A 23,805-nucleotide genomic window follows, 5' to 3' on the forward strand; every position below is an offset into this window, starting at 1 on the left:
AATTCCGCAGAGGTGATGGCGTTAGCGTTTAGCCTTGGCAGCACTAGAAGTCTGGTGGCACACGGAAGGTTCCGTAGCTGTCGAAAACAGGCGTTTTAACTCGTTAAACAGCCGAAGAAAAAAGGGCGTGCCCTGGAGCACGCCCTTCTCGCCTCTGTTCTTCACTTCATTTACAGCAACCCGTTTTACCTCGTTTAGCTCGAGCCGGAAAGGCTTTGCTTCCAACGTCTCGCTCCGTTAATGATGCCCGCCGCCGTGGCCGCCACCACCAGAATGTCCGCCTCCGCCGCTCGAGTGTCCACCGCCGCCCGACGAGTGGCCGCCGCTCGGGGCACTCGAATGACCGCCACCAAAGCTGGGAGCACTATGGCTGGGAGCACCGTGCGGTCCACCATAGCCTGGCCCACCATAGCTTGGAGCACCGTGATAGCCACCGTACCCGCCGTAGCCTCCACGGCCATATCCGCCATACGACGGCGCGCGCACGATCGGCTGATGCATATCTAACTGCGGACGCGATCCAGAAGGTCCGCGGCCATAGCCGCCCGAATACGAACCACCGCGCGACTCCGCCGCTCCTGGCCTGGACGCGCCAGGCATCGAGCGCTGCGTCATCGTGCTGGGAGCAGTGCGGTTCCAGTAGCTGCCGCTGCTGCCACGGGCCGCTGATTCGCCGGCTGCCCCGCGCGAAGCTTCGCTGGATCGTTCATTGTTGGAACGTGCAATGTTCGACTGCTGGGTAAACGGCCGGAAGCCGTCGCGGCTGGCGGCAGAAGACTGCGCCGTTCCATGCTCTGATTCCACGCTTCTGGAACCCGTATTGGACTCCCCATTTGTCCGTCCCGAGCTGCCCATCGCCGGGGAACGATTGCTCGGCGGTGTAAAGGTGCGGCTGCCGTTCTGCCCTTCGACATTCCGCGATCCAGAGTTGCCGATCCCGCGATTGGAATCCCGATTAGCGGTTGTGGCTGCACTGGACCGCTGCATGTTGCTACCGGCAGTAGCCCCGCGGACCCCAGCTGATTCGCGTGCCCCCTGCCCACTGAAGCTGCGACCTCCCGCCGGAATTGCGCCGACATGGTTCGCCGCCATCGTCTGCCGCAGACTTGCCGTCTGTTGCTGGAACGACGCTGGACGCGCCACATTGTTATGCGAGCCAAAGAAACGTTGTGAACTGTTACGCACCGTTGACGGAGCTGCCGCGCGTCCACTGGCCGAAAGGCTCGCCCGTGACGGAACCACCGGCAGATTGCCCGCCATCATATGCGCCCCGCTGATCTGCGAACGCGTCGCCGCCATAGCCGTCACACGCCCGGCGCCGAAGTGCCCGGCGTTGACCGTCGAGAGCGCGCGGCCAATGTGGTTGTCGCGAATATTCGCGATGTTGGAGAAGCGGTTCCCCGCGTGCAGCGGCGCAAAGCCACCGAAGCGGTTAAAGCCGCCGTGGAAACCGACGTAGCCGAAGCGTCCCCGGTATCCACCCCACCATGGATGAAACCAATCACAGGGTCCGATCGGGAGCCAGCCGAAGCCTCCCCATCCGCCCCAGCCAAATCCGAAGCCGAAGCCGGCGCCCCATCCCCAGAACGAGACATAGGCAGGGGCCCAGAACGGGTTATAGCCGGCATAAACTGGCCCCGGCCACCAAGCCCAGGCTCCGCCATAGGGGAACCAGCGGCCGTAGTGATAAGGCGCCCATCCCCAAGGCTCGTAGCCAACCCACGTCCAGCCATAATAAGGCTCGTAGGTCCAGTTGCCATTGCGATACGGAACCCAGCCATCCGGTTCGTTCGGAACCCAAACGTCACCGTAGTCGGGAACGTTTCTCCAGCTGCCATAGGCATCGAGATCCTGCGAACCCGTGTAGTAGCGATTGGTGTGGCGCCAGGAGTTGGCGTTGCGGATCATGTGATCGCGGTCGCTGTTCCAGCGGTCCCAGTCGTCGCGATCGGGAGCCTGTGAAATCTTGTACTGTGCGGAGTCGGCATCGCCCCGAATCGTCGCCATATCTCCCGCGCGAACTTCCGTGCTGCCCTGCGGCGTGGCGATCTGCGCTTCGCCCTGACGCACGATCACAATCGTATCGCCATCGGGCCGTACTTCAATCCGGAAGACGCCATCGTGATGCGCGGGATGGATCGCCACGTTCGGCGTATCAATCTCAGGCTCGGCTTCACTGTCTTTCGAAACCGAATAGTTGGCAATGCCCTGGCCCAACTGAATCTGAATGTTTTTTCTGGTCAGGTTTGCGATGTTGGCCTTGGAGTTCGCACCCAGGCGAAGAATGTTGGCGAAGTCGAGCTGCAACTCGGTGCGGGCGTTGTCGCCAACTGAAACTTTGTCGCCGGTCATGACCGGCTGATTTAAGACCGCTGCCGACCAGTCGCCGGAATCGCCACGTTGCGTAGAAACGTCGCCATGAATCAAACTAACGCGAGCCACGCCTTGATCGGTCTTTGCGGGCGCTTCGCCGGAGGGTCCACCGGGCTGCGCCTCGGTAGGCTGCGCATCACTCGGCTGCATGTCGCTGGGCGGCGCCTGCGGGCCTGGTTGGTTATCATCTGGATTGGCCTGATCTTGATTCGCTTGATCTTGATTGGCCTGATAAGGGCCATTCTGATCTGGACCGGCCTGACCTGCACTGGGTTTGTCTTGACCCATCTGCGGCTGCCCGATTTCCATGGGCGCGCTCGGCTGATCCGATGGCTTTGGTCCTTCTTCGGTGGTCTGCGCGAGCGTGCTAATTGAAAACGCACCCGATAACGCGAGCATTATGATTGCTAAACCTGCCATGAATCTGTTCTTCATAACCCACCCCTCTTCGACTGGGCCAAACCATCAGAAACCGCACGCCGAGGAAGATAGATACACCGAAGAAGATGGGCACGTGCCATGCCAAAACGGAAATAATGGTGTATGTTACAACTCATTTGTTTTCAGCAAGGAACGTGGTAAAGCAACCTTCGAAGAAAGTCGGATTCGGAAAAGTTGGCCGACCTCAGCCAAGGGTGGTGGTTTTTGGCCAGTTGAGGTGGAACGATCCGTGTGCCAAGATTTCTGTCACGACCGTTACTGAGCGGCTAAAAGGAACAGCCGAATTTTCGTGCAAGAAACTGGCAACCCTGATTCCGAAAGATGTATCACATTTCGTCCCAATCATCGCAATGCCGTCTTAGAGGTGGACGATGTGTCCATTTCTGTTTAGTAAACCTGGTTTTAATAAAACCTGGGACTGATCGTTGTCTACACGATCTCGCCGTGCCGGCTCGCGGCGCGCGCGCGGTCAAAATGTCTCGCACGATGCACTAACTCCAAATACGAATCAAAGGAGCGATGAAAATGTCGCAACGCACAGTCGATAATCCGAATGTGACACACAAGAATGGAACACGTGAAGACTCGACGATGAAGACACCTTCGATCGTGTCCGGGCAGGAGTGGGAGGCTGCACGGCAACAGCTCCTTGTGAAGGAGAAGGCCTTTACCCGGTCCCGTGATGCGCTGGCCGCCGAGCGTCGACGCATGCCGTGGATGGCGGTGGAGAGAAAGTACGAGTTCGACGGGCCCAACGGTAAGGTTAGCCTGCTCGATCTGTTCGAGGGGCGCAGGCAGTTGATCGTCTATCGCGCCTTCTTCGAGCCCGGGGTTTTTGGTTGGCCCGAGCACGCCTGCCGCGGCTGCTCCCTAGGCGCCGATCAGGTCGCCCACCTGGCGCATCTGAACGCTCGCGATACCACTCTCGCCTGGGCCTCCCGCGCGCCACAGGCGGACATCGCCCGCCTGAAAGCGCGGATGGGCTGGGAGATGCCCTGGTACACCATGACGGATAATTTCGACAAGGACTTCGGCGTCGATGAATGGCATGGCCACAATGTGTTCTTCCGCGACGGCGAGCGGGTGTTCCGCACATACTTCGTCAACAGCCGCGGGGACGAAGCGATGGGCACCACCTGGAGTTACCTGGACATTACGCCGCTCGGTCGCCAGGAGACCTGGGAGGATTCTCCAGAGGGCTATCCCCAGACCCCGCCCTACAAGTGGTGGAACTGGCACGACAACTACGATGCCGAGCCCACGCCCAACCCGAAGTGGGTCGATATACTAACCGACCCTCAAGCAGCGGCCACCCGAAGGCGCGACGAAGAGGCGAAAGCGAGCTAAAGCAAGGGCGCTTCCTTTGGTTGCCTGGGAGCAGGCGGCTCTTTTGACCCGCGTCACGTGGGAGTTGCGCGATTGCGTCCGCAGGTGCGCGGAGCATGAGGGAAAGGGGGGACGTGTCGCGTTTATTCCCTCCCCGATATGGAACAGCCGCCAAAATCCAGCCGAAGGTTGTTGTATGTTGTCGCGGAACAACACGGCGCTATTTCTCCAGCGATTTGATGAACTCTTCCAGCACCTTATTGAACTTCTCCGGATCATCCACAAACAATGCGTGCCCGTCGCCGTCGAATCGTTCCAGCCGGACCTTGTCGCCGAGATGCATTTTCAGGTAGTCGGCCGTGGGCTGCGACTCGGGCTGGTAGGCGAACAGCACAGGGCGATTCATCTTGGCCAGGCCCGCGGAGAAGTCGGTGACGGTAATCATGTTGTAGATGAGCGTGACCGCGGTGTCGGCGGGAGTATGCATGGACGCGTCGACCACGCGTTGCAAATAGTCCTCAGGCTGCGGTTTCTTGTACATGCTGTGCACGAAACCAGTGGCTTGCTTCTGGCGATCCTGCTGGAGTTGGTTCATCCAGCCGGAGATGCCGGTGAACATCTCCATCGATGGCTTATCGCTAAGATAGCCGTCGACCAGGACAATGCCGGCGACGTTTTCGGTGCCGAATTCTTCCGCGTATTTCACCAGCTCCCCGCAAGCCATCGACCAGCCGACCAGCACCGGCTGTTTCAGCGCGAGATGATCGACGAGTTCCTTATAGTCGCGGGCGCGGGTTTCGGGAAGATGGCCGAATGTTGGCTGATCGCTTTCGCCCTGCGAACGCGGGTCTACAGCGACCACGTGATAACTTTTCGAAAACTCATCGATCTGCTTTTGCCAGATCCACGCGGGCATCGTCCACCCTGGAATGAAGACAATAGCGCGGCCGCTGCCCGCTTCGAGGTAATGGATGCTGACGCCATCCGAGGTTTTGAAAGAGGCGCTCTTCGGCGCCTGCGCGAAAAGCGCCGGCATTGACACGATACAAATCACGAACACAGCGAGTCTGGTTCTCATCTGTCGCTCCTCTACGCTTCTTTCTCGCCTTCATCGGCGATCCCAATCTTAGACAGGCGATATCGCAGCGCATTGCGCGACAGGCCGAGCAGGCGTGCGGCCTGGCTTTTATTGCCGTTGGCGCGGCGCAGAGCTTCCTGCACCATTTCATCTTCCCATTGCTCAAGGGTCATGCCGTCGGGAAGGAATCCACCTCGACCGCTCGCCGCTTTGGCGGGGCGCGCGTCGATGTGAATATCCGATGCGCCGAGCACGTTGCCCTTGGCGAGCGCGCAGGCGCGCTCGACAATGTTTTGCAACTCGCGCACATTTCCCGGCCAATGATAATTCACCAGAATCTGCATCGCCTCCGGGGTAATGCCTTCGATTGGCTTGCCGGACTCTCCGGTGAATCGGGAAATAAAAAGATTCGCCAGATCCGGGATATCTTCCTTGCGTTCCCGCAGCGGCGCGATGTCGATGGGAACAACATTCAGGCGGTAGTAAAGATCTTCGCGAAACGTGCCTTGCTCAAGCGCCTCGCGCAAATCTTTATTGGTCGCTGCGATAAGACGCACATCGACCTTCACGGTCCGCGTGCCGCCCAGGCGCTCGAACTCGCGCTCCTGCAAGACGCGCAACAGTTTCACCTGAGTCACAGCAGGCACGTCGCCGATTTCGTCCAGAAATAGCGTGCCTTTATCGGCTAGTTCGAACTTGCCCGGCTTGCTGGCGACGGCTCCGGTGAACGCTCCCTTTTCGTAGCCGAACAATTCGCTTTCGAGCAGATTCTCTGGGATCGCGGTGCTATTGATCTTTAGAAACGGACCGGAAGCACGGCGCGATTTCTCGTGAATGGCCCGCGCGATCAAATCTTTTCCCACCCCGCTTTCGCCGCCGAGCAGCACCGTCGCATTTGTCGGCGCAACGCGCTCGACCGTGGCCAGCACCTCCTGCATTTTCGCACTGCGCGCGACCACGTTCGGATGCGCGTAACGCTTGCCCAACGCCTCGCGCAGCGTCCGGTTTTCTTCGCGCAAATTGCGGACGTCGAGTTCCTTATGGATCACCATCCGCATCTCGGTCAGCGAAAATGGCTTCAGAACGTAGTCGCTGGCGCCGGCCTTCATGGCCTCAACGGCGGTCTCAACGCTGCCGAATGCAGTCATGACCACGACGGGCAGCGCGGCATTCTGGTGCTTGATCGTCTGCAGGAACTCGAGGCCGTTCATGCCGGGAAGTTTCAGGTCGGTCAAAACGAGATCGACCGAATTTTCCCGGAGCAGTTTGAGGCCGGTTTCGGCGTCGCCAGCCGAGAGTGTAGTGAAGCCGTCGTCGCCCAGATTCAACTCGAGCAGGCGGCGCATCTTCGCCTCGTCTTCAACGATCAGAATGGCCGGCATCAGCGCCTCGTCCTCGATTCAGTCTTCGATTCAGCCAGCTTCATGAGATCACCAGGTGAGCCGATTCGCCCACCCCAGCAGTCTCGGCGGCAACGGGAAAAAATATCACAAAGCGGGCGCCAGGACCGCTCGCATCCAAGGGCGGTTTGCTCGAGTTTGACCTGCTCGAGCTTGACGCGCCGTCACCGCCAGGCTCCGTTGCACTTTCCACCCGGATGCTGCCCCCATGTCCATCGATAATCTTCGAGACGATCGAGAGCCCCAGACCGACCCCGGTTTTCTTGGTCGTCACGAACGGGTTGAAAATCTGCTCTCGCAATTCGACGGGAATGCCCGGACCGGTATCTGCAATGCGAATTTCGACCCCCTCGATATTACCGCCGTCGCGATTCGTCCAAGCTTTTCGCACGTCGACGCGCAGCACGCCTCCGCTGGCGCTCATGGCATCGTAAGCATTCTGCACGATATTCACGAAAGCCTGCTCGCACAAACTCTCATCCAGCGGCACCAGGGGCAGGTTGTCGGCATAATTTTTTTCCACGCGAACCGGCGATCCTTTCCAGAACTGTGCCACATCGTTCAGCGCGCGATCGAGCACTGCGGTAATATCGCGAGGCGTGAGATCGGCGTGCAGCGGACGCGCGAAATCAAGAAAGCGGGTGACCAGCGCACTCAGCCGATTCGTTTCCGTCGAAATGTAACCGGCAAGTTCCGTGGCCAGAGGATTCGACTCGCCGAGCTTCTGCGTCAGCATCTCCGCCGAGCCTTTGATCACACCGAGCGGATTGCGGATCTCGTGCGCAAGCCCCGCAGAAAGTGCGCCCAGCGCCGCCAAACGCTCGGAACGCCGCGCTTCGGCCTGCGCTTGTTCGAGGCGGCGATTGGTTTCGGCCAGAGTCTCAGCCAACTCCTGGTAGCGCAAAGTCTGACGGCGATTTTCAACCACGAAGCGATTCACCAGCATCGCCGGAAGAAAGAAAAACAGAATACGAATCGCCAGCAGGCCCAAAGATTCCTCTGTAATCTCGTATTCCCGCACCGCAGGATCGAGATACAGATAAGAGCAATACGCGGCCGAGGCCAGCGCGGTCCAGAAAAGTGTGAGCCAGGGTCCGAAATACTCAGCCGCCGTCACTACCGGCAGGAAGTAGATTGGCCAGTAGCTGCTGTTGATGGTGATCTCGCCGGTGTGGTCGATGAGCAGCGTCGCCAGCGCTATTTTCGCCAGAACGAGATAAACCGGACCACGCCGGGGCACACGCGCAATCAGCCAGCCCTCGCCCAATTGGAGCAAGCCGAAGCACAGCAGGATTTCCTGTTTGTGGATCTCCTGGACTGGAGGCAGCAGCGCCAATCCCCCAAGGAAAATCAGCCACAGGACATCCATCCAGTTCATCGAGGGCCATTTGGCTTCGGTCATTTCGCTTCGGTCATTTCGCTTCGTGCTCTTCGCTTCGTGCTTTTTGCTGATTGCCCTTTAGATTTTCTGCCGCGGCGGACGGCGATGTGGCAAAAAAGACTACGCCGGAAGAGGTTTCTCCTCTCCCGGCGTTGCCGTTACCTAAGCTGGGGATCGCAAGCGCATCTCATGCGAACCTATCACACCGCGAGCCCGCCGTCAGCGTCAATGGCCTTTCTTCGCCGGCTTCGGCGCCTCGGAAGCCTTGGGCGCAGGCGTAGGCCTGGGCGCGGGCGCTGGACGCGCTTCGTGCCATTGATTGAACTTCTGCTCCTGCTGCTGTTCCTGTTGCGGATTGCGCTCCTGCACGGGCGGAGCAGGCCGCACCAGGGGATGCGTCGATTGCACCGGCGGCTGTGTTTGCTGCGACTGCGGCGGATGGAAACCGCTCGCCGGCTGCGTAGCGCGATTCTCCCGTGGCTGCGGATTTCTCTCTTCGGGCTGCGAACTCCCCTGCATCTCGTAGGTCCGCGGCTGCGTCTGCGGCATTTGCCGTACCTGCGAATTGCCGTTGGAGCTGCTCTGCGGAGTAAACGGCCGGAAGCCCTGCTGGTTCCCCGAACTCGACGGCTGTGCGCTTCCGTTCTGATATCCGACTTGATTCGCGACAGCGGGTTGCGCCGCGCCTATCGGACGAACCAAGACCCGCTGATTCTCGTGCTCATTCAAATGTCCGCCCGCTTGAGCCTGACGTTGCTCGATCGGCCATGGAGGCGGAGGCGGTGTACGGACCGCCACCACCGCTCGAGTCACTACCGCCGCCGGAGGACGCACCGAAACGGGGTGTCCCGCGCCAGTCACGCTGCTGCGGATCGGCTCGGCAGCCACAACGTGCGTTACCGGCGCAACGGCCAGTTCATGCGCGTCTACTCGCATCACATTCCCCGCCACGGGTCGCGCGTTTACGAACGTGTCATGCGAAACCACGGTCACGCCGTTGTTCACATGTTGGTTCACGTACGTGACGTTATTGATTGTCGTGCTGTGCTTGACGATCACCGTGTTGTAAATCTTCGTGACCTCGGTGATATTCACCGACGTGTTGGTCAAGTTCACGTTATTCACATAAGCGCGGCTGACGCGGTAGCCCGGAAGATAGACTTCTCCCGGCGCTAGCGGGAACCATCCCACGCCGACGCCGGCGGAGAAGCGGAAACTCGCGCCGCCGCCCACAAACCCAACCAGGGCCGGCGCCCAAACTGGCCGCACCACAACCGGTCCCGGAACCCAGAACCATCCGTTATTGACGAAAGCCCAGCGTCCATAGTGGAACGGCGCGAATCCCCAGCGCTCATCTTCCACCCACGTCCAGCCCCACGGCCCAACGTAAGCCCAATGGCCGAAGCGATACGGGGCCCATCCCGCAGCCATAACGCGGGGCCGCCAGCAGGGGCCGTAGCCGGCGACATAACTCCAGTCGCCGTTGTCATCGAGATCTTCGTAGCCGGTCATTTCGCGGGAAACATAATTCGCCGAGTCAGCGCCGTCTTCGTGACCGTCGCGATCGAATGCCCACGCATCGAAATCGTCGCTGCGAGGAATCTGGCTGAGATCGTAGTCGACGTGATCCTGATTGCCGGTGAAAGTCGCGGACTGTCCAGCGATCACCGTGTAGGTATAACCGCCACCCGTGACCCGGCCCCGGCCATGCCAGACGTCGGCAACTGTCTGAGTGCCGTCTTCACTCACATCCACGCGATACTCGCCGGGCTGCAAAAGGCTGAACGCGAGATTCGGCGTATCGACCTCGTAGGCGTCGTCGTCATCGACGTGGCGCACGCGCAGAATAATCGACCCCTGCGCCAGACGGATCTGGGTGGCGTGGTCGTCGAGTGCGAGAAAAGTGATTCCGGTCTTCGCGCTCATGCGAATCGCGGCCGATCCCACGTGCACTTCAGCGCGCGACTCCTCATCGGTCCAGAGGTCGTCGCCCGTTACCATCGGACGATTCGCGACGGCGGTGACCCAATCGTCTTCGCCGGCGGGTCGGAAAGAGACGGAACCCTGCATGAAGTTCAGCCGAGCGACACGCCCGGGAGGATCCTGATCCGGACTTTGATCCTGATCCTGAGTTTGATCGTCTGCATCTTGAGCTTTGACTAGAGTCGAAACATGCAAAAGAAATCCAAAGCTCCCCAGCAGAAGTATCCCGAACCACAACTTGCGTGATTTCATTTTTTCGCCCCGGGCAACTCGAATTGATATGTCACTCAATTGGTATGTCACTCAATTCGTATATCGTCATCTTAACGACAAGTGATTAAACTCAATAGAGACTGTTTAGTTTCCTGGCGGAGGGAACTCGTTAGGAATGGAGGAGTTGGAAAAACGGAAGTCGTAGAAACGTTGCTTGCTACGTCTCTGTGGGCATCATTTCGTAATGCCGCGAGCCGCGAGCAGAGACATAGCCGAGCTATGTCTCTACGGCGGCGATGTCGCTAGTTTTTCATCTTCGGCCGCTGGCAGGCATCGACGATCTTCGTAGGATCGATGGCGTCCTTGTCCACCTGCTCTTCCACAATCCTTCCATCTTTGCCGATCAGGAAGTTCACGCGGCGCGGGGCCTGATATTCGTCTTTGTAGATGCCGTACTCGCGGGTCACTTTTCCGCCCCAGTCGCTCAGCAGGGGGAACGTCACTCCAATGGAATCGGCGAAGGCTTTGTTCGAGAACCAGCTATCCATGCTCACACCCAGGACCTGGGTGTCGGCCGCTTCCAGCGTTTTCAGATTCTGCTGGAAAGCTTTCATTTGTGCGGTTCAACCTCCGGTGAAGGCGAACACGAAGAACGCGACTACGACATTTTTCTTGCCGCGGTAATCGCTCAACTTCACGTCTTTCCGGTCGGTGCCATCGAAATATTTCAGCGTGAAATCCGGCGCCATGTCGCCGACTTTGGGCATGCTGGAAACCTCCTTGTGCGTCTGCGCGAACGTTGGGGCTGCGGCGGCTATTACCAGAAACAAGCCTATTGCCAGAACCCCCATGCGTCTGTTGTGCATTGAACTTGCCATTGAATCCTCTCGCTAGGCCGAATATGCAGGGTAATGCCCAGCATACATTGTGCTGGCCTGCTTGGTAAACCGGGAAGTACCTAAATGTTACGATCTGGCGCATTGCCCAAACCACCGGCAAGACAGTACAGTTCTGTTCAGGGCGGTGGCGGCAAAATCAGAACCGCACCGTACGCCCGGTCCTTGAAAGACGGAATGAGTATTTCCACTCTGAACGACATCTTCTTTGCCGCGGTCGGGCGCAATCTCGACCGCATGATGCTGTATCGCGACGCAGGAAAGTGGATTGCGATTTCCTCCCGCGAATTCAGCCGCAATGTGGCCGGAACCGCGCGCACGCTGCACTCCTGGGGCATTCAGGCACAAGATCGCGTCGCCATTCTCAGCGAGAATCGGCCGGAGTGGTCCACGGCCGACATGGCGTGCCTGCTGCTCGGCGCCGTAACCGTACCGCTCTACACCACCCTCACCGCCGAGCAGACGGCCTTCATGCTGAACGATTCTGGCTGCCGCGCGATTTTTCTGTCGTCAGTGCAGCAACTGCAAAAGATCTTGTCGATTCTGCCGCTAACGCAAATCGAAAAAATAGTAGTCATGGATGCTGTTGACTTCGCCGGCGATCTCGCCCCCTTCGCCGGCAAGTGCGTCACCATGGGCCACATGATGCTACAAGGGCCGGAGCACCTCGACTCCGCCATGGAGACCAAAGCGCGGTCGATCGCCCCCGATGACTTGGCCACGATTGTTTACACCTCGGGAACCACGGGAGCATCGAAGGGCGCGATGCTGACGCACGGCAACATCTCGTCCAATATTCAATGCTCGCTGCTGGGCTTCGACATGCGGCCGGGGCTCGTGAGCATCTCGTTTCTGCCGCTCTGCCACATCACCGCGCGCCACCTGGATTTCGCGCTCATCTCGCACGGGGTCACGCTGGCCTATTGCCCATTTCTGGACCAACTCGCGACGAGCCTGCTTGAGGTGCAGCCGACGATTTTTGTGGCCGTGCCGCGAGTGTATGAAAAGATTTATGCGCAGGCGGAGTTGAAAGCCAAAGGCCTGCCCAAGCGAGCGATCTACGACTGGGCGCTCGGCGTCGGAAAAGACCACAAGCCCGAAATTCTCGAGGGACGCACTCCCGCCTCGCGCAGTTGGAAACTGGCCAACCGGATTGTGTTTTCTAAAATTCGCGAAGGCATGGGCGGGCGCGTCGAGACTTTTATTTCCGGCGGCGCGCCGCTGGGCCGCGAACTCGCTGAGTGGTATGCGAACGTCGGCATTCGCATTCACGAAGGCTACGGCCTTACCGAGACTTCACCCGTCATCGCGCTGAACACGCCAACCCATCACCGCCTCGGCACCGTGGGAAAAACCATGCCGAATCTCGAAGTGCGTATCGCCGAGGACGGCGAAATCCTGGTGCGTGGCCCGTCGATTTTCAAAGGCTATTGGAATCGTCCGGAAGAATCGAAAGCCGCTTTCGTTGATGGCCAGGTAAACGATGGGCAAGTAAATGATGGCTGGTTCAAGACCGGCGACATCGGCAACATCGATGCCGATGGATATCTTTCTGTGACCGATCGCAAGAAAGACCTGATCAAAACCTCCGGCGGAAAATTTATCGCGCCGCAGCCAATCGAGAATTCCCTGAAGCTGAATCCTCTGGTGGGGGTGGCGGCGATTCTCGGCGACCGGCGAAAATTTCCCGCGGTGATGGTGTCTCCTAACTTCGCCGCGCTGGAAGAGTGGGCGCGGGAAAATAATATTTCGTTCACGTCACGCCCCGACCTGATTGCCAAGCCGCAGGTGCAGGCGCTCTACGAAGGCATCGTCGAGAGCATTAACGGGAATCTGGCGCGCTTCGAAAAGCTGAAGCGCGTACTGTTGGTGGCGGACGAATTCACCGTTGACAACGGCGTGCTGACACCCACCATGAAACTAAAACGACGGGTAATCGAAGAGCGCTACAAGCGGCAGATCGACGAGATGTATACGGAGGCGGAGGCCAGTGCCGTCCGCTAGTCTCTGGAAACAACGCGTATGCATATCTTTCGAAGTCGCGCGCGAAGACGCTCCCCTATAGCCGAGAGGCTGCCGGCGCTACAATATACACATGTCGGACTCACTGATAATTGCCGGACGCGCTTTCCGCTCCCGTCTCATCGTAGGCACGGGAAAGTACAAATCGTTTCAGGAAACGGCGCGAGCGCTCGACGCCAGCGGCGCGGAGATGGTGACCGTCGCGGTGCGCCGCGTGAATCTGGACCGTAACAAGGAATCGCTGCTCGACTACATCGACGCCAAGAAATATTTTCTGCTGCCGAACACCGCCGGATGCTACACGGCCGACGAGGCGATTCGTGCGGCTCGCCTCGGTCGCGAAGTTGGACTGTCGGATTGGGTGAAGCTGGAAGTCATTGGCGATCAGTCGACGCTCTATCCCGACGTACAGGCCACTCTCGAAGCTACGCGCGTGCTGGTAAAAGAAGGGTTCACGGTACTCCCTTACACTTCCGACGATATCGTTTTCGCCAAACGTCTGATCGACGCCGGGGCTGCGACCATCATGCCGCTGGGCGCGCCCATCGGCAGCGGCATGGGCATTCAGAACCAGGCCCACATCCGCATCTTGCGGGAGATGATCACAGGCGTCCCGCTGATTGTCGATGCTGGAGTCGGGACGGCATCAGATGCGGCGATCGCGATGGAACTTGGCGCTGACGCCGTGCTGATGAACACCGGCATAGCGAATGCTCAGGATCCAGTGATGATGGCGGGCGCCATGCATCATGCGGTGATCGCCGGGCGGCAAGCCTATCTTTCCGGCCGCATGCCGAGGAAGTTATACGCTACGGCGAGTTCGCCGCTGGAAGGAGTGGTGCGGTAAATTTGGTAATTGAGGAATTTTGTAATTGGGAAATTGACCTTTCAAAATCTATGCGGTTTCGATTACGCAATTACCAAATTTCCCAATCACTCAATCCTCACAAAATAAAAGGGCGGCTCGCGCCGCCCTAAAATTCATCGGCGCACAAATCACATCATTTTAACGCTGGCCACATGCATGGAATCTTTTCCCATGGTGCCGCTCACGGTGACGTGATGGCCTTCATGACCCTTCAGCGCGTCCTGATTGTCGACGGCGATCACTTTGTTATCGCCATCGGTGACGATGACCATCTTTTCGCCCGCGGCCACGCATTTCTTGGTGCAGGCTTCGGCGCCCGCGTTGGCGCCCTTGGCGCCGCATTTCGCATCGCTCACCCAACCGTTGACGGTTGCGCTCTTGCCCATGTCATCGAACGCCAGAGCCGACAAGGCAAATACGAAACATACCGCAAGCAAAATTAGCAGAACTTTTTTCATGGCGGGTTTTCTCCTTTGTGAAGTTTCAGATTGCGACCCCAAACCGCAATAGCCCGAAGCATGTCAGACCCTGCCATCCTTTCCGAAGTATTCAGCAGGACCAGCCAATCCCCAACCGATTGAGAAATGAGGCAGTGGAAATATACCACACGGGCACGCCGGATTTGTCAGCGCGCCAACGCGCGTTACCACCCACAAGTTGAACGAAAGGGAAAACTGCGCAGCCTATTTCTTCGCGGAGTGAGTGGCCGGCGGCGCAGGTTTCGGCGGAGTCGGCGGCACGTACACATACTCTCCCGGCTTGGCATAGCCAAGCTGCTCGCGCGCCTCTTTTTCAATCGCCTTCTGGTCGCTCTTCAGGCCCTGGATCTGCTGCGTATAGCGGTCATTCTCCTGCTGCGCCTGCACGATTTGCTTCTGCAAAGCTTCGTATTCCGAACGCTTTTGTTTATAGACGACCATCCCATTGGCGCCGAACATCACATGAACAAACAAAAACGCAGCCAGTACGACGACCGCGATGGTCGCGAGGCGGCGTCGCAACCCGTAGACGTGGACCGCCAAGGGGCGAACGCGCTCAATCCACGAAGCAGCCAAAGCCTCCGCCTGCGGAGCCCGGTCTACCACAGCCCGGTCCACCATAGCCCGCAGACCGTCTTGCCCCCCAGCAAAGGGTCCCGGCATCTTCGCGATTTTAGAAAATGGCTTCACTCTAGATCGACCAAAAAATCATCCCGTAGAAATCTGCAAGTGCTCAAAGGTAATTGTCATTCCGAGCGTAGCCGCATTTCAGGCGGGACGAGAGCACGTCCGGAACGGACTCGACGGGGATCTCAAGCTTAACTGGCCAACGCGTAAGCCAAATCCGTCGACCAAAATCCGCCTATTCGAAAATCCAATTCTTCGCCGCCGTGCTCAACTTCTCCAATCCCTTCTCGCTGCGCGCTTCGGTGTAAACGCGCACCACCGGCTCAGTTCCCGATAGTCGGTAACAAACCCACGACCCGTCGCTGAACAGCAGCTTCAATCCGTCGGTGCGCACAACCTCGCCGACCTCGCGGCCGCAGAAATCCCGCGGATCGGACTTCAACTTCTCAGTGAACTTGGCTTTCACCTCGGGCGTCAAGCGGAAGTTCTGCCGTTCCGGATAATAGGAACCAACCTGGTTACTGATCGCCTTTAACTGTTCGCCCAGCGACTGCCCGCGGCGCGCTACGGCTTCGCAGCACAACAGGCCGGCCAGAACGCCGTCCTTCTCGGGAACGTGATGGCGGATCGACAGGCCCGCGCTCTCTTCGCCGCCAATCGCAATCTTGTCCTGCATGATGAGTTCGCCGATGTACTTGAAGCCCACCGGAGTCTCGTACAATTCCACGCTATGGCGCTCGGCCAGCGCGTTGATGAGATTCGTCGTCGCCACCGACTTGGCGACGCCGTTTTTCCAGCCCCGGCTTTCGACCAGATAATCGAAGAGCAGCGCGATGATGTAGTTGGGCTGAAGAAAGGTCCCGTCGGCGTCGACAATGCCGAAACGGTCGGCATCGCCGTCAGTGGCAATGCCGATCTGGGCGCTGGTCTCGCGCATCTTTTTTCGCAGATCTTCCAGCAGATGATCGTCCGGCTCCGGCGCGTGTCCGCCGAACAGGACGTCGCGATAATCGTGCACGGTCGCAACCTGCAAGCCTGCCGTGCGCAGCAATTCGTCGGAGTATCCGCGAGCCGCGCCCCACATGGGATCGAAGGCCACGCGCAGATTTGCCTTGCGAATCGCTTCCAGATCGACGATCTCTCCCAGGCGTTTCAAGTATGCCGGCTTGGGATCGAGCGAGGCGTGAGTGATAGAGACTGGTGAAGAAGCTTCGGCTTTGGCCGAGCTGTTGTCTCCTGCAACAATTTCAGCTTCGATTTTCTTTGTGACTTCCGGCAGGGCCGGGCAGCCATCGGGCGTGGAAAACTTGATGCCGTTGTATTCGGGGGGATTATGTGAAGCGGTGAAATTGATGACGCCGTCTGCCTGGTTGTGAACCACAGCATGGGCAAAAGCCGGAGTCGGGGCGGGATCGGCGGCTACCAGCGGCGTGATGCCGTGAGCCGCGAGGATCTCCGCCGCCGTCGAGCAGAATGTTTCGCCAAGAAAACGCGGATCGCGGCCCACGATCACCCGTGCGCCCCGGGGCTTCTGCGCCGCCACATAGCGGGCAATCCCAACTACCGCGCGCCGCACATTGAGGAACGTAAACTCCTCGGCCATCACCGCCCGCCATCCCGATGTGCCAAACTTGATTTGCGTTAGCATACTTCGGCCCTCGTTCATCGCACAAAAATGCTACTCTCTCGGCACCCAAACTGAAAGCTTCGGGCTGAGAGCTGAGGGCTGATTTTATATGACCGACAAACGAATCGTCCTGTCCACTGCGGGATCCGAAGACGAAGCCCGCAAGATCGCACGGCACCTCGTCGAGCACCGGCTCGCCGCCTGCGTCAACATCATCCCACGCATTGAATCGGTCTACCGGTGGCAAGGGAAGGTCGAGTCGAGCGGCGAATGGCTGCTGCTGATCAAGACAACGGCGGAACGATTTCCGCCGTCCGTGACGCGGTGCGGCAACTTCACTCCTACGAACTGCCGGAGTGCGTCGCGATTAGCATCGACGACGGCAGCGCGGAGTATTTGGAATGGATTCATAGTTCGCTGAAATAAGCTCGATGAAATAAGTTCGATGAAATAAGTTCGATGAAATAAGCTCGAGGAAATAAGCTCGATGGAAATAAGCTCGGTGAAATATAAGATGGGGCAGCGAGAACAAGTCCCGCCGCCCCATCGCTTCGCCAACAATTGAGTATCTGTGCCGCTTATTACTCAGTTTTACCGATGTCCGCCGCCTCGGGGGCCGGCTGCCCGCGCATTCATTTTCATCTGGCGCATCTGCTGACGCGTTTGCATCTCGCTCTGGTGGGCCTTTGCCGTTTCTTTACTTAGCTGTTGCTTGTCCTTCTGCAGATCTTTACTTTCCTGCGACGCCGCTGCCTTGTCGCCGCTCTTTATGTCGTTCTTTAGACCAGCTTGAGCCTGCTCGGTTTTCTTCGTCTGGTCGGCGACTTCCTGCTTATCTTGCTGAGTCTGTTTGATGTCTTGTTTCAGATCTTGTTTGGCATTCTGTCCCGCGTCGCCAGAATTTGCCGCCTGGCCGAACGCCACCATCGACGCCATCACGAAAAGGAGCCCACAAACAATATTTCGTCTCATCTTTATCTCCTTTGGGTTTACGAAATTATTGACGAAGTGCCGATGCATTGACGCACGATTACTAAAACACCGGCCCTCGCCACAAGTCTTTACAATTCGGCATCGGCGATACCGTAGACTCACCGATTTCGCTACAGAAATCACCTTAAGGAGATAGCCTTAGCGGGCGCGGGCACGCAGATTCAACCGCCAGTAGTCAAGAAAGAATGGGGGATCATCGGCCGCTGCCTGATCCGTAAGGATGGCCATGAATTCCGCGCGAAGGTCTTCGTTGGGAAGATTTTCCAGATGGCGGCGCAGAATAATGTTGCGCACAAACTCGCGATACTGATCGGCATTATCAAGCACGGTGGGAGCGGCTTCAGCGGAAGTCTCGATCTCAATGAATCCTGCCCGTCGCATCGCCGCCGCCGCGCCTTCCGCATGCTGAAAGAGCCAGGGCTCGCGGAAGCCGCCAAAGAACTGGGCAAATCTCTCGGCCGCCATCAGTGTGTTCGCGCGGTTACGCAGCGCCACCAGATTCGGACCGCCTCCGCATTGCGCCTCGAGCCATCCGCCGGGAGCCAGTGCCTGACGCAGATTCCGAAACAATTGATCGTGGTCGAGCACCCAATGAAATGCGGCCGTGCTGACTATCGCATCGAACGCGTGTTCGAACGGCAACTGCAAAAGATCGCAAGCTATACAGCTCACACGCGGAATGTATGAGGCAAGATGCTCTCGTGCAGAGCGCAACATATTTTGTGAAAGATCAACGGCTACAACGCGCCCGTCGGGCAGAACTTCGAGGAGATCGGCAGTCAGGCGACCGGTTCCGCATCCGGCATCGAGCACCCGCTCCCCCCCGCTGAGGCGCAAGCGCGAAAGAACTTTCTTGCCCCAGCTCACTTGCGGCGCAGAAAGCCGATGATAAACGGCAGAATTCCATTCGCGAGAACGAGATTGTGATTGGTCAATCAAAGATTGTGCACTCACTGATTGATGAGTCAAGCTTTTGATAGGCCCCGGCGTTATCCCCGAGAATCCGTGGCGATCCGTGGCCAAGGTTTCAAATCGCGTTCAGGGCTTGATCCAGATCGTCGAGAATGTCGTCCACATCTTCAATGCCCACCGAAATTCGAACCAGCCCGTCCGTGATGCCGATGGCCTTGCGGCCTTTCACGCCCAGCGCCGCGTGCGTCATCGTCGCGGGATGAGAGATGAGTGTCTCGACGCCGCCGAGCGATTCGCCTAATGAACACACGCGCACTTTCTTGAGCATTTTGTTGGCGTTCTTGAGCGATCCCGTTTCGAACGTAATCATCGCTCCGAAGCCGCTCATCTGGCGTCGCGCCAGCGCATGCTGCTGATGATCGGGCAAACCAGGATAGAACACCGCCTTCACCTTCTTATGTTTAGAGAGAAAGTCGGCCACGATGCGGCCGCTGCGATCGTGTATCTCCATACGGGCAGCCAGAGTTTTTACACCGCGCAGCACCAGCCAGCATTCAAACGGAGACAGAATCGCACCCGAAGCCTTTTGCAGGAAGGCCAGTTTGTCGGCGTCCTCCTGTTTCGCGCACACGACGACTCCGCCCAGCCCGTCGCTGTGGCCGTTCAAAAACTTCGTGGTCGAGTGCACCACCATGTCGGCGCCGAGCGCAAGCGGTTGCTGCAAATACGGAGACATGAACGTGTTATCGACGACGAGGGTAACTTTCTTGCGACGGCAAATCTGGCTGATGGCGGCCAGATCGCTCAATCGCATCAGCGGATTGGTCGGGGTTTCCACGTAGACCATCCTCGTATTCTTTTGGATCGCGCTCTCGACGTTCTGCCCATCGGAGGTATCGACGTAAGAAAACTCTAGTCCGAAATTCGTCATGACCTGATTGAACAGGCGCGGCGTTCCCCCGTACAGATCGTTGCCGCACACCACATGATCCCCAGCTTTCAGCATGCTGACGATCGCATGGATAGCTGCCATGCCGCTGCCAAACACACGGGCCGCTATCCCACCTTCGAGCGCAGCGAGATTCTGTTCCAAGCGTGCCCGCGTAGGATTGGAGACGCGCGAGTATTCATACCCTTTATGTTCACCAATGCCTTGCTGCACATAAGTCGAGGTCGCATAGATGGGGACCGTGACGGAGCCGGTCAAAGGATCGGGCTCCTGCCCGGAATGAATGGCGCGCGTGGCAAAACCCGGTTCTTTAGTTTTCTTCATGATTACTTTTCGAGTCTGCCCTGCCCTGCAAACCTGTCATTTCGAGCGAAGCAACGTGGCGCGTTTTGCGCCATGTTGCGAAATCGAGAAAGCTGCTGTTCCTGCCCGGAAGACCAGTTAAGCGCTAGCCCTAAACCCCGCCCTCAAATATCTTCTTCGACAAATAACGCTCCGCCGAATCGGGGATGATGGTCACAACTCTCTTCTCCGGACCAAGTTTCTTCGCAACTTTCAGCGCGCCGAATACCGCCGCCCCGCCGCTCGATCCGGCCAGCACGCCTTCCTGCGCGGCCAGCGATTTCACCATGCCAAACGCTTCCTCATCCGTCACCATCATCACTTCATCGCACACTGACCGGTCAAACGTTGCGGGCGTAAAGCTGGTTCCAATTCCTTCCACCTTGTGCGGACCCGGCTTTCCGCCGCCCAGCGTCGACCCTTGGGTCTCTACGGCATAGGCCAATACGCGCGGCGACTTCTCCTTGAGATACCGCGCGACTCCCGAAAACGTTCCGCAAGTTCCGCAGCCGAGCACGACCGCATCCACTTTGCCATCCATTTGTTCGAAGATTTCCTGCGCGGTGGTCTCGTAGTGATAATCCGGGTTCGCGAGATTCTCGAATTGCCCGGCCATAAAAGCCGTAGGGTCGATAGCCACCAGTTGCTTCGCCTGTCGAATCGCCCCCTGCATACCTTCGGCGTCGGGGGTGCGGGAGACTTCGGCGCCGAGCGCGCGCATGATCGTCACTTTCTCCTCGGAAAAACGCTCGGGCACAAACAATCTCACTCTGTAACCGCGGTTCACTCCGATCAGCGCGAGGCCGATGCCGGTGTTGCCGGCAGTCGCTTCAACAATCGTCCCGCCGGGAGCAAGCCTCCCTTCCTCCTCGGCGCGTCGAATGATGCCGATGGCGGCGCGGTCCTTCACGCTGCCCCCCGGATTCAGGTATTCCAGCTTGGCAAACACATCCGCCGACCCGGCCGGAACCAGCCGCTTCAACTGCAACATGGGAGTTTCGCCGACCAGTTGAGTGATGTCGTCGGCAACGCGCAGGCGGGACATTTCAGAAATTTTCGAAGTCACATTACAGGGTACGGGGGAGCGAGCAGAATCGTCAATTACCGAAAGGCCAAGCACATGCTTCCAGAAATGAAGATACGAAATGGAGGAAGTTATGGCGCTATCCGCTGCCGATTCTTCGGAATCATCAGTCCGGCGATCGCAGCACTTGCCATCGACAAACCTGCGCAAATCAGCATGACGAATCGAAATCCAAATATGAAAGCTTCCCCAACCGATTTCTTGATGGCGGCACCGGTGACTGGATCAAGCCCCGCCGGTACCTGTAGGCCCGCAACCCTAGTCTCTTGTGCCCGTACCTCTCGCAGTATCGACGGGTCTAGCGACAAGTCCGCCAGTGCGCGCTCCAAATGAGCGCGGAAGGCCGCGACAAGCACAATGCCCAGGACTGCGATGGCCAACACACTCGCGACTCGGCTTACGGCATTGTTGATTCCAGAAGCCGTGCCAACTCGGTCCTGGTCCACCGAATTCATCACTACTGTGGTGAGAGGCGCCACGGTAATCGCCATCCCAAACCCAAGTACCATCATCGCGGGAAAAAATGCCGTCCAGTAACTAACGGCTAGGGAAGACATAGCAAACAAAATGAAACCCAGCGCGACAATGACCGGGCCCACGATCAACGGACCTCGTGCACCGTACCGCGCGACCAGTCCGCCGGACCAGCGCGACAGAAGAAACATCAGCATGATGAGAGGGAGGATGGCAGCTCCGGTTGCGGTTGAGCTGTATCCCTGGACCTGAATGAGGTTGAGCGGGAACAGGAAAAAGAAGATGCCGATCGCCGCATATAAGAACAAAGTGAGCAGATTTGCGCCGGCGAAACCCGAAGCCTTAAACAGCCCAGGCGGGACCATCGGAAAAGTTATGCGGTCTTCAACCACCACGAATGCTGTGAGACAGGCGAAGCCAACGATCACACATCCGAGTACCAAAGGGCTTCTCCAACTCAGGTTCACAGACTCCAGGAACCCGGCGACAGCGCCGCCCAGCCCAAGGGTAACCAGCATTGCGCCAACCCAGTCCACGCGGCCCGCGGAGGCGCTTCGGTTCTCGGGGATTTTCGACAGCGAAATCGCGATTACAGCCGCGGCAAGAGGGAGATTGATAAAAAACACCCAACGCCACGAAGCGTGCTCGACCAACCAGCCGCCCAGAACCGGCCCTAGGGCTGTGGTGATTGCGGTAAAGCCGGACCAGGTTCCAATGGCCGTACCGCGGCTCTTCTCGTCGAAGGACGTGCTGATGATGGCGAGACTGCCAGGCACCAGAAGGGCGGCGCCCGTTCCCTGGATGCTGCGGGCGACGATCAGCGCTGGAATATTCCATGCCATTCCACAGAGCCCGGAAGCCAGCGCGAATATCGCTACACCTATCACGAAGATCAGGCGACGGCCAAACAAGTCGCCGAGCGAACCACCCACCAGAATCAAGGCGCCGAGAATCAACCCGTACGCCTCAACCACCCATTGCACGCCCACCACAGAAGTGTGAAAGTTCGCTTGCAGCGCGGGCAACGCAACATTGACCACTGTACCGTCGATGAACGCCATGCTGGAACCTAGAATTGTTGCTGCGAGGATCCATGATTTCGCTTCTGCTCTAGCGGGACCGCCGTCCGCGACTGATGGGTGCATGGCTTCGGAGGGCGTTCTCATCGACGCTATGGATGCCGTTCAGCGGGTTTGAGGTTCTCAAGAACTGCGCGCGCGTGAGCTACAACGCGCTACTTTGCCCGCCAGCCAATGAATTACTTACTGCCGGCCGCCGCCTGCGCCCCGGCATAGTAGCCGCTCTTGGTGCGCACCATCAGCTTGCCGTGGCCTTTGGCCTTGGCCTCGACGCGAATCTGGCGAAAGCCGCCATTCGATCGGGGATTGCTCGGCTTGTAGCCGATGGCATATTGATTCCGGATGTCATGCGCCACCGTCCGGCTGATCTCGTCGACCTCGTCGAGCGTCTTGGGAAAGAACGCAATGCCGCCCGTATGCTGCGCGATAATCTCCAGCGCTTTCCGGGCACGCTTAGGATGCTCTTCATCTCCGAGAATTCCAATCGCGTACACGGAAGGCCCGTTTTCTTCCTGCAAGTGCTTCACCGCCTGCTCCAACGTTTCGTTGCTGGCGTTATCCTCGCCGTCGGTCACGACGAACAGGACCTTTTTCTCCAGGCGCGCAAAGCGCTTCAAATGCTCGGCCGAGGCGACAATGGCGTCATACAGGGCCGTGCCTCCGCGAGCGTCAATTTTTTCCAGCGCGTCTTTCAGTTTCAACAGATCGTTGGTGAAATCCTGATCGAGATAGTATTCGTCGTTAAAATTGACGATGAAGACTTCATCCTTGGGATTGCTGGCGCGCACCAGGTTGAGCACCGCCTGGTTGACCTTGGCCCGCTTCTCCCGCATCGATCCGGAATTATCAATCAGGATGCCCATTGATACGGGAACGTCCAGTTGATGGAACGAGATAATGTTTTGCGGCTTTCCATCTTCGTAGACAGTGAACGCACCGCGATCGAGCGTGGTAACGATGTGCTGCTTATCGTCAATCACTGAGGCATGCAGCATGACTTCGTCCACATCCTTGCGGAAGACGAACACGCCCTGGTCGTTGAGATTCTTGTCCTGATCGGGCTTCTGAGATTGATCTTTCTGAGTTTGATCTTTCTGAGTTTGATCGTTCTGGTTTTGCGTGTGCGCAGGGTTCGGGGGCGCGGTAGCAGATGGCGCCGGAGCCTTGGAATCGGTCTGGGATGACGCATCCTGCGACCAAGCCGGCGCCGCCATCGGCGGGCCGATCCAGATCACGAGCGTAAAGAGAAACAAAACCC

The 23,805-nt window shown here is 58.2% G+C and carries 17 protein-coding genes and 2 pseudogenes; 4 read left to right on the plus strand and 15 right to left on the minus strand.

The annotated features are described in order from the left end of the window. Positions 1 to 237: 237 nt before the first annotated feature. The gene (locus VGM18_08235) at positions 238 to 2,793 is read right to left on the minus strand and encodes a DUF6600 domain-containing protein (protein HEY3972978.1); all 2,556 of its coding nucleotides are present in this window, start codon (positions 2,791 to 2,793) and stop codon (positions 238 to 240) included. Positions 2,794 to 3,339: 546 nt separating this feature from the next. Here VGM18_08235 and VGM18_08240 point away from each other — a divergent pair. Beyond that, positions 3,340 to 4,161: a DUF899 domain-containing protein gene (locus VGM18_08240; protein HEY3972979.1), complete on the plus strand. Its 822-nt coding sequence runs from the start codon at positions 3,340 to 3,342 to the stop codon at positions 4,159 to 4,161. Positions 4,162 to 4,360: 199 nt separating this feature from the next. On the opposite strand, the gene VGM18_08245 is transcribed toward VGM18_08240, so the two are convergent. The 5 genes and pseudogenes from VGM18_08245 to VGM18_08265 all read right to left on the minus strand — a co-directional run bounded on the left by VGM18_08245 (position 4,361) and on the right by VGM18_08265 (position 10,953). Continuing rightward, on the minus strand, positions 4,361 to 5,218 hold the full coding sequence (locus VGM18_08245; GenBank protein HEY3972980.1) for an alpha/beta hydrolase: 858 nt from the start codon (positions 5,216 to 5,218) through the stop codon (positions 4,361 to 4,363). Between the two features lie 11 nt (positions 5,219 to 5,229). Further along, positions 5,230 to 6,600, minus strand: coding sequence for a sigma-54 dependent transcriptional regulator (locus tag VGM18_08250; protein ID HEY3972981.1), 1,371 nt, complete (start codon positions 6,598 to 6,600; stop codon positions 5,230 to 5,232). A 40-nt stretch (positions 6,601 to 6,640) separates the two neighbouring features. After that, positions 6,641 to 8,020, minus strand: coding sequence for an ATP-binding protein (locus VGM18_08255; protein HEY3972982.1), 1,380 nt, complete (start codon positions 8,018 to 8,020; stop codon positions 6,641 to 6,643). 204 nt (positions 8,021 to 8,224) lie between these two features. Further along, the gene (locus tag VGM18_08260) at positions 8,225 to 10,234 is read right to left on the minus strand and encodes a DUF6600 domain-containing protein (protein ID HEY3972983.1); all 2,010 of its coding nucleotides are present in this window, start codon (positions 10,232 to 10,234) and stop codon (positions 8,225 to 8,227) included. 263 nt (positions 10,235 to 10,497) lie between these two features. Beyond that, positions 10,498 to 10,953, minus strand: a pseudogene (locus VGM18_08265) (redoxin domain-containing protein). Between the two features lie 315 nt (positions 10,954 to 11,268). Between VGM18_08265 and VGM18_08270 the strand changes: the two are divergent. Together VGM18_08270 and VGM18_08275 are read left to right on the plus strand one after the other, a co-directional pair. Beyond that, positions 11,269 to 13,095: a long-chain fatty acid--CoA ligase gene (locus VGM18_08270; protein ID HEY3972984.1), complete on the plus strand. Its 1,827-nt coding sequence runs from the start codon at positions 11,269 to 11,271 to the stop codon at positions 13,093 to 13,095. Positions 13,096 to 13,186: 91 nt separating this feature from the next. Beyond that, the gene (locus tag VGM18_08275) at positions 13,187 to 13,960 is read left to right on the plus strand and encodes a thiazole synthase (protein HEY3972985.1); all 774 of its coding nucleotides are present in this window, start codon (positions 13,187 to 13,189) and stop codon (positions 13,958 to 13,960) included. 149 nt (positions 13,961 to 14,109) lie between these two features. On the opposite strand, the gene VGM18_08280 is transcribed toward VGM18_08275, so the two are convergent. From VGM18_08280 to VGM18_08290, 3 genes are all read right to left on the minus strand, one after another. Continuing rightward, positions 14,110 to 14,439, minus strand: a complete 330-nt coding sequence (locus VGM18_08280) for a hypothetical protein (GenBank protein ID HEY3972986.1) — start codon at positions 14,437 to 14,439, stop codon at positions 14,110 to 14,112. A 225-nt stretch (positions 14,440 to 14,664) separates the two neighbouring features. After that, positions 14,665 to 15,123 (minus strand): septum formation initiator family protein, encoded by a 459-nt coding sequence (locus VGM18_08285; GenBank protein HEY3972987.1) that lies wholly within the window; start codon positions 15,121 to 15,123, stop codon positions 14,665 to 14,667. 199 nt (positions 15,124 to 15,322) lie between these two features. Continuing rightward, positions 15,323 to 16,735: a phosphoglucomutase/phosphomannomutase family protein gene (locus VGM18_08290; GenBank protein HEY3972988.1), complete on the minus strand. Its 1,413-nt coding sequence runs from the start codon at positions 16,733 to 16,735 to the stop codon at positions 15,323 to 15,325. An 88-nt stretch (positions 16,736 to 16,823) separates the two neighbouring features. Between VGM18_08290 and cutA the strand changes: the two are divergent. Further along, a pseudogene (gene cutA, locus VGM18_08295) lies at positions 16,824 to 17,140 on the plus strand (divalent-cation tolerance protein CutA). Positions 17,141 to 17,305: 165 nt separating this feature from the next. On the opposite strand, the gene VGM18_08300 reads toward cutA, so the two are convergent. The 6 genes from VGM18_08300 to VGM18_08325 form a co-directional block, all read right to left on the minus strand. Beyond that, positions 17,306 to 17,734, minus strand: coding sequence for a hypothetical protein (locus VGM18_08300; protein HEY3972989.1), 429 nt, complete (start codon positions 17,732 to 17,734; stop codon positions 17,306 to 17,308). 111 nt (positions 17,735 to 17,845) lie between these two features. Then, the gene (locus VGM18_08305; GenBank protein ID HEY3972990.1) at positions 17,846 to 18,661 is read right to left on the minus strand and encodes a methyltransferase domain-containing protein; all 816 of its coding nucleotides are present in this window, start codon (positions 18,659 to 18,661) and stop codon (positions 17,846 to 17,848) included. Between the two features lie 73 nt (positions 18,662 to 18,734). Then, positions 18,735 to 19,892 (minus strand): PLP-dependent aspartate aminotransferase family protein, encoded by a 1,158-nt coding sequence (locus VGM18_08310; GenBank protein ID HEY3972991.1) that lies wholly within the window; start codon positions 19,890 to 19,892, stop codon positions 18,735 to 18,737. Between the two features lie 130 nt (positions 19,893 to 20,022). Then, on the minus strand, positions 20,023 to 20,955 hold the full coding sequence (gene cysK, locus VGM18_08315) for a cysteine synthase A (GenBank protein ID HEY3972992.1): 933 nt from the start codon (positions 20,953 to 20,955) through the stop codon (positions 20,023 to 20,025). A gap of 110 nt (positions 20,956 to 21,065) precedes the next feature. Then, a complete protein-coding gene (locus VGM18_08320; GenBank protein ID HEY3972993.1) occupies positions 21,066 to 22,634 on the minus strand; it encodes an MFS transporter in 1,569 nt (522 codons plus the stop codon). Between the two features lie 92 nt (positions 22,635 to 22,726). Then, on the minus strand, positions 22,727 to 23,800 hold the full coding sequence (locus VGM18_08325) for a VWA domain-containing protein (GenBank protein HEY3972994.1): 1,074 nt from the start codon (positions 23,798 to 23,800) through the stop codon (positions 22,727 to 22,729). Between the last annotated feature and the right edge of the window lie 5 nt (positions 23,801 to 23,805).

This window comes from Candidatus Sulfotelmatobacter sp. (assembly GCA_036500765.1).
GTDB lineage: Bacteria > Acidobacteriota > Terriglobia > Terriglobales > Acidobacteriaceae > Sulfotelmatobacter.

Bases quoted from the DNA above. Each gene is read 5' to 3' on its own strand.
- VGM18_08235 (HEY3972978.1), bottom strand. From the start codon at position 2,793: ATGGCAGGTTTAGCAATCATAATGCTCGCGTTATCGGGTGCGTTTTCA.
- VGM18_08240 (HEY3972979.1), top strand. From the start codon at position 3,340: ATGTCGCAACGCACAGTCGATAATCCGAATGTGACACACAAGAATGGA.
- VGM18_08245 (HEY3972980.1), bottom strand. From the start codon at position 5,218: ATGAGAACCAGACTCGCTGTGTTCGTGATTTGTATCGTGTCAATGCCG.
- VGM18_08250 (HEY3972981.1), bottom strand. From the start codon at position 6,600: ATGCCGGCCATTCTGATCGTTGAAGACGAGGCGAAGATGCGCCGCCTG.
- VGM18_08255 (HEY3972982.1), bottom strand. From the start codon at position 8,020: ATGACCGAAGCCAAATGGCCCTCGATGAACTGGATGGATGTCCTGTGG.
- VGM18_08260 (HEY3972983.1), bottom strand. From the start codon at position 10,234: ATGAAATCACGCAAGTTGTGGTTCGGGATACTTCTGCTGGGGAGCTTT.
- VGM18_08270 (HEY3972984.1), top strand. From the start codon at position 11,269: ATGAGTATTTCCACTCTGAACGACATCTTCTTTGCCGCGGTCGGGCGC.
- VGM18_08275 (HEY3972985.1), top strand. From the start codon at position 13,187: ATGTCGGACTCACTGATAATTGCCGGACGCGCTTTCCGCTCCCGTCTC.
- VGM18_08280 (HEY3972986.1), bottom strand. From the start codon at position 14,439: ATGAAAAAAGTTCTGCTAATTTTGCTTGCGGTATGTTTCGTATTTGCC.
- VGM18_08285 (HEY3972987.1), bottom strand. From the start codon at position 15,123: ATGCCGGGACCCTTTGCTGGGGGGCAAGACGGTCTGCGGGCTATGGTG.
- VGM18_08290 (HEY3972988.1), bottom strand. From the start codon at position 16,735: ATGCTAACGCAAATCAAGTTTGGCACATCGGGATGGCGGGCGGTGATG.
- VGM18_08300 (HEY3972989.1), bottom strand. From the start codon at position 17,734: ATGCATCGGCACTTCGTCAATAATTTCGTAAACCCAAAGGAGATAAAG.
- VGM18_08310 (HEY3972991.1), bottom strand. From the start codon at position 19,892: ATGAAGAAAACTAAAGAACCGGGTTTTGCCACGCGCGCCATTCATTCC.
- cysK (HEY3972992.1), bottom strand. From the start codon at position 20,955: ATGTCCCGCCTGCGCGTTGCCGACGACATCACTCAACTGGTCGGCGAA.
- VGM18_08320 (HEY3972993.1), bottom strand. From the start codon at position 22,634: ATGAGAACGCCCTCCGAAGCCATGCACCCATCAGTCGCGGACGGCGGT.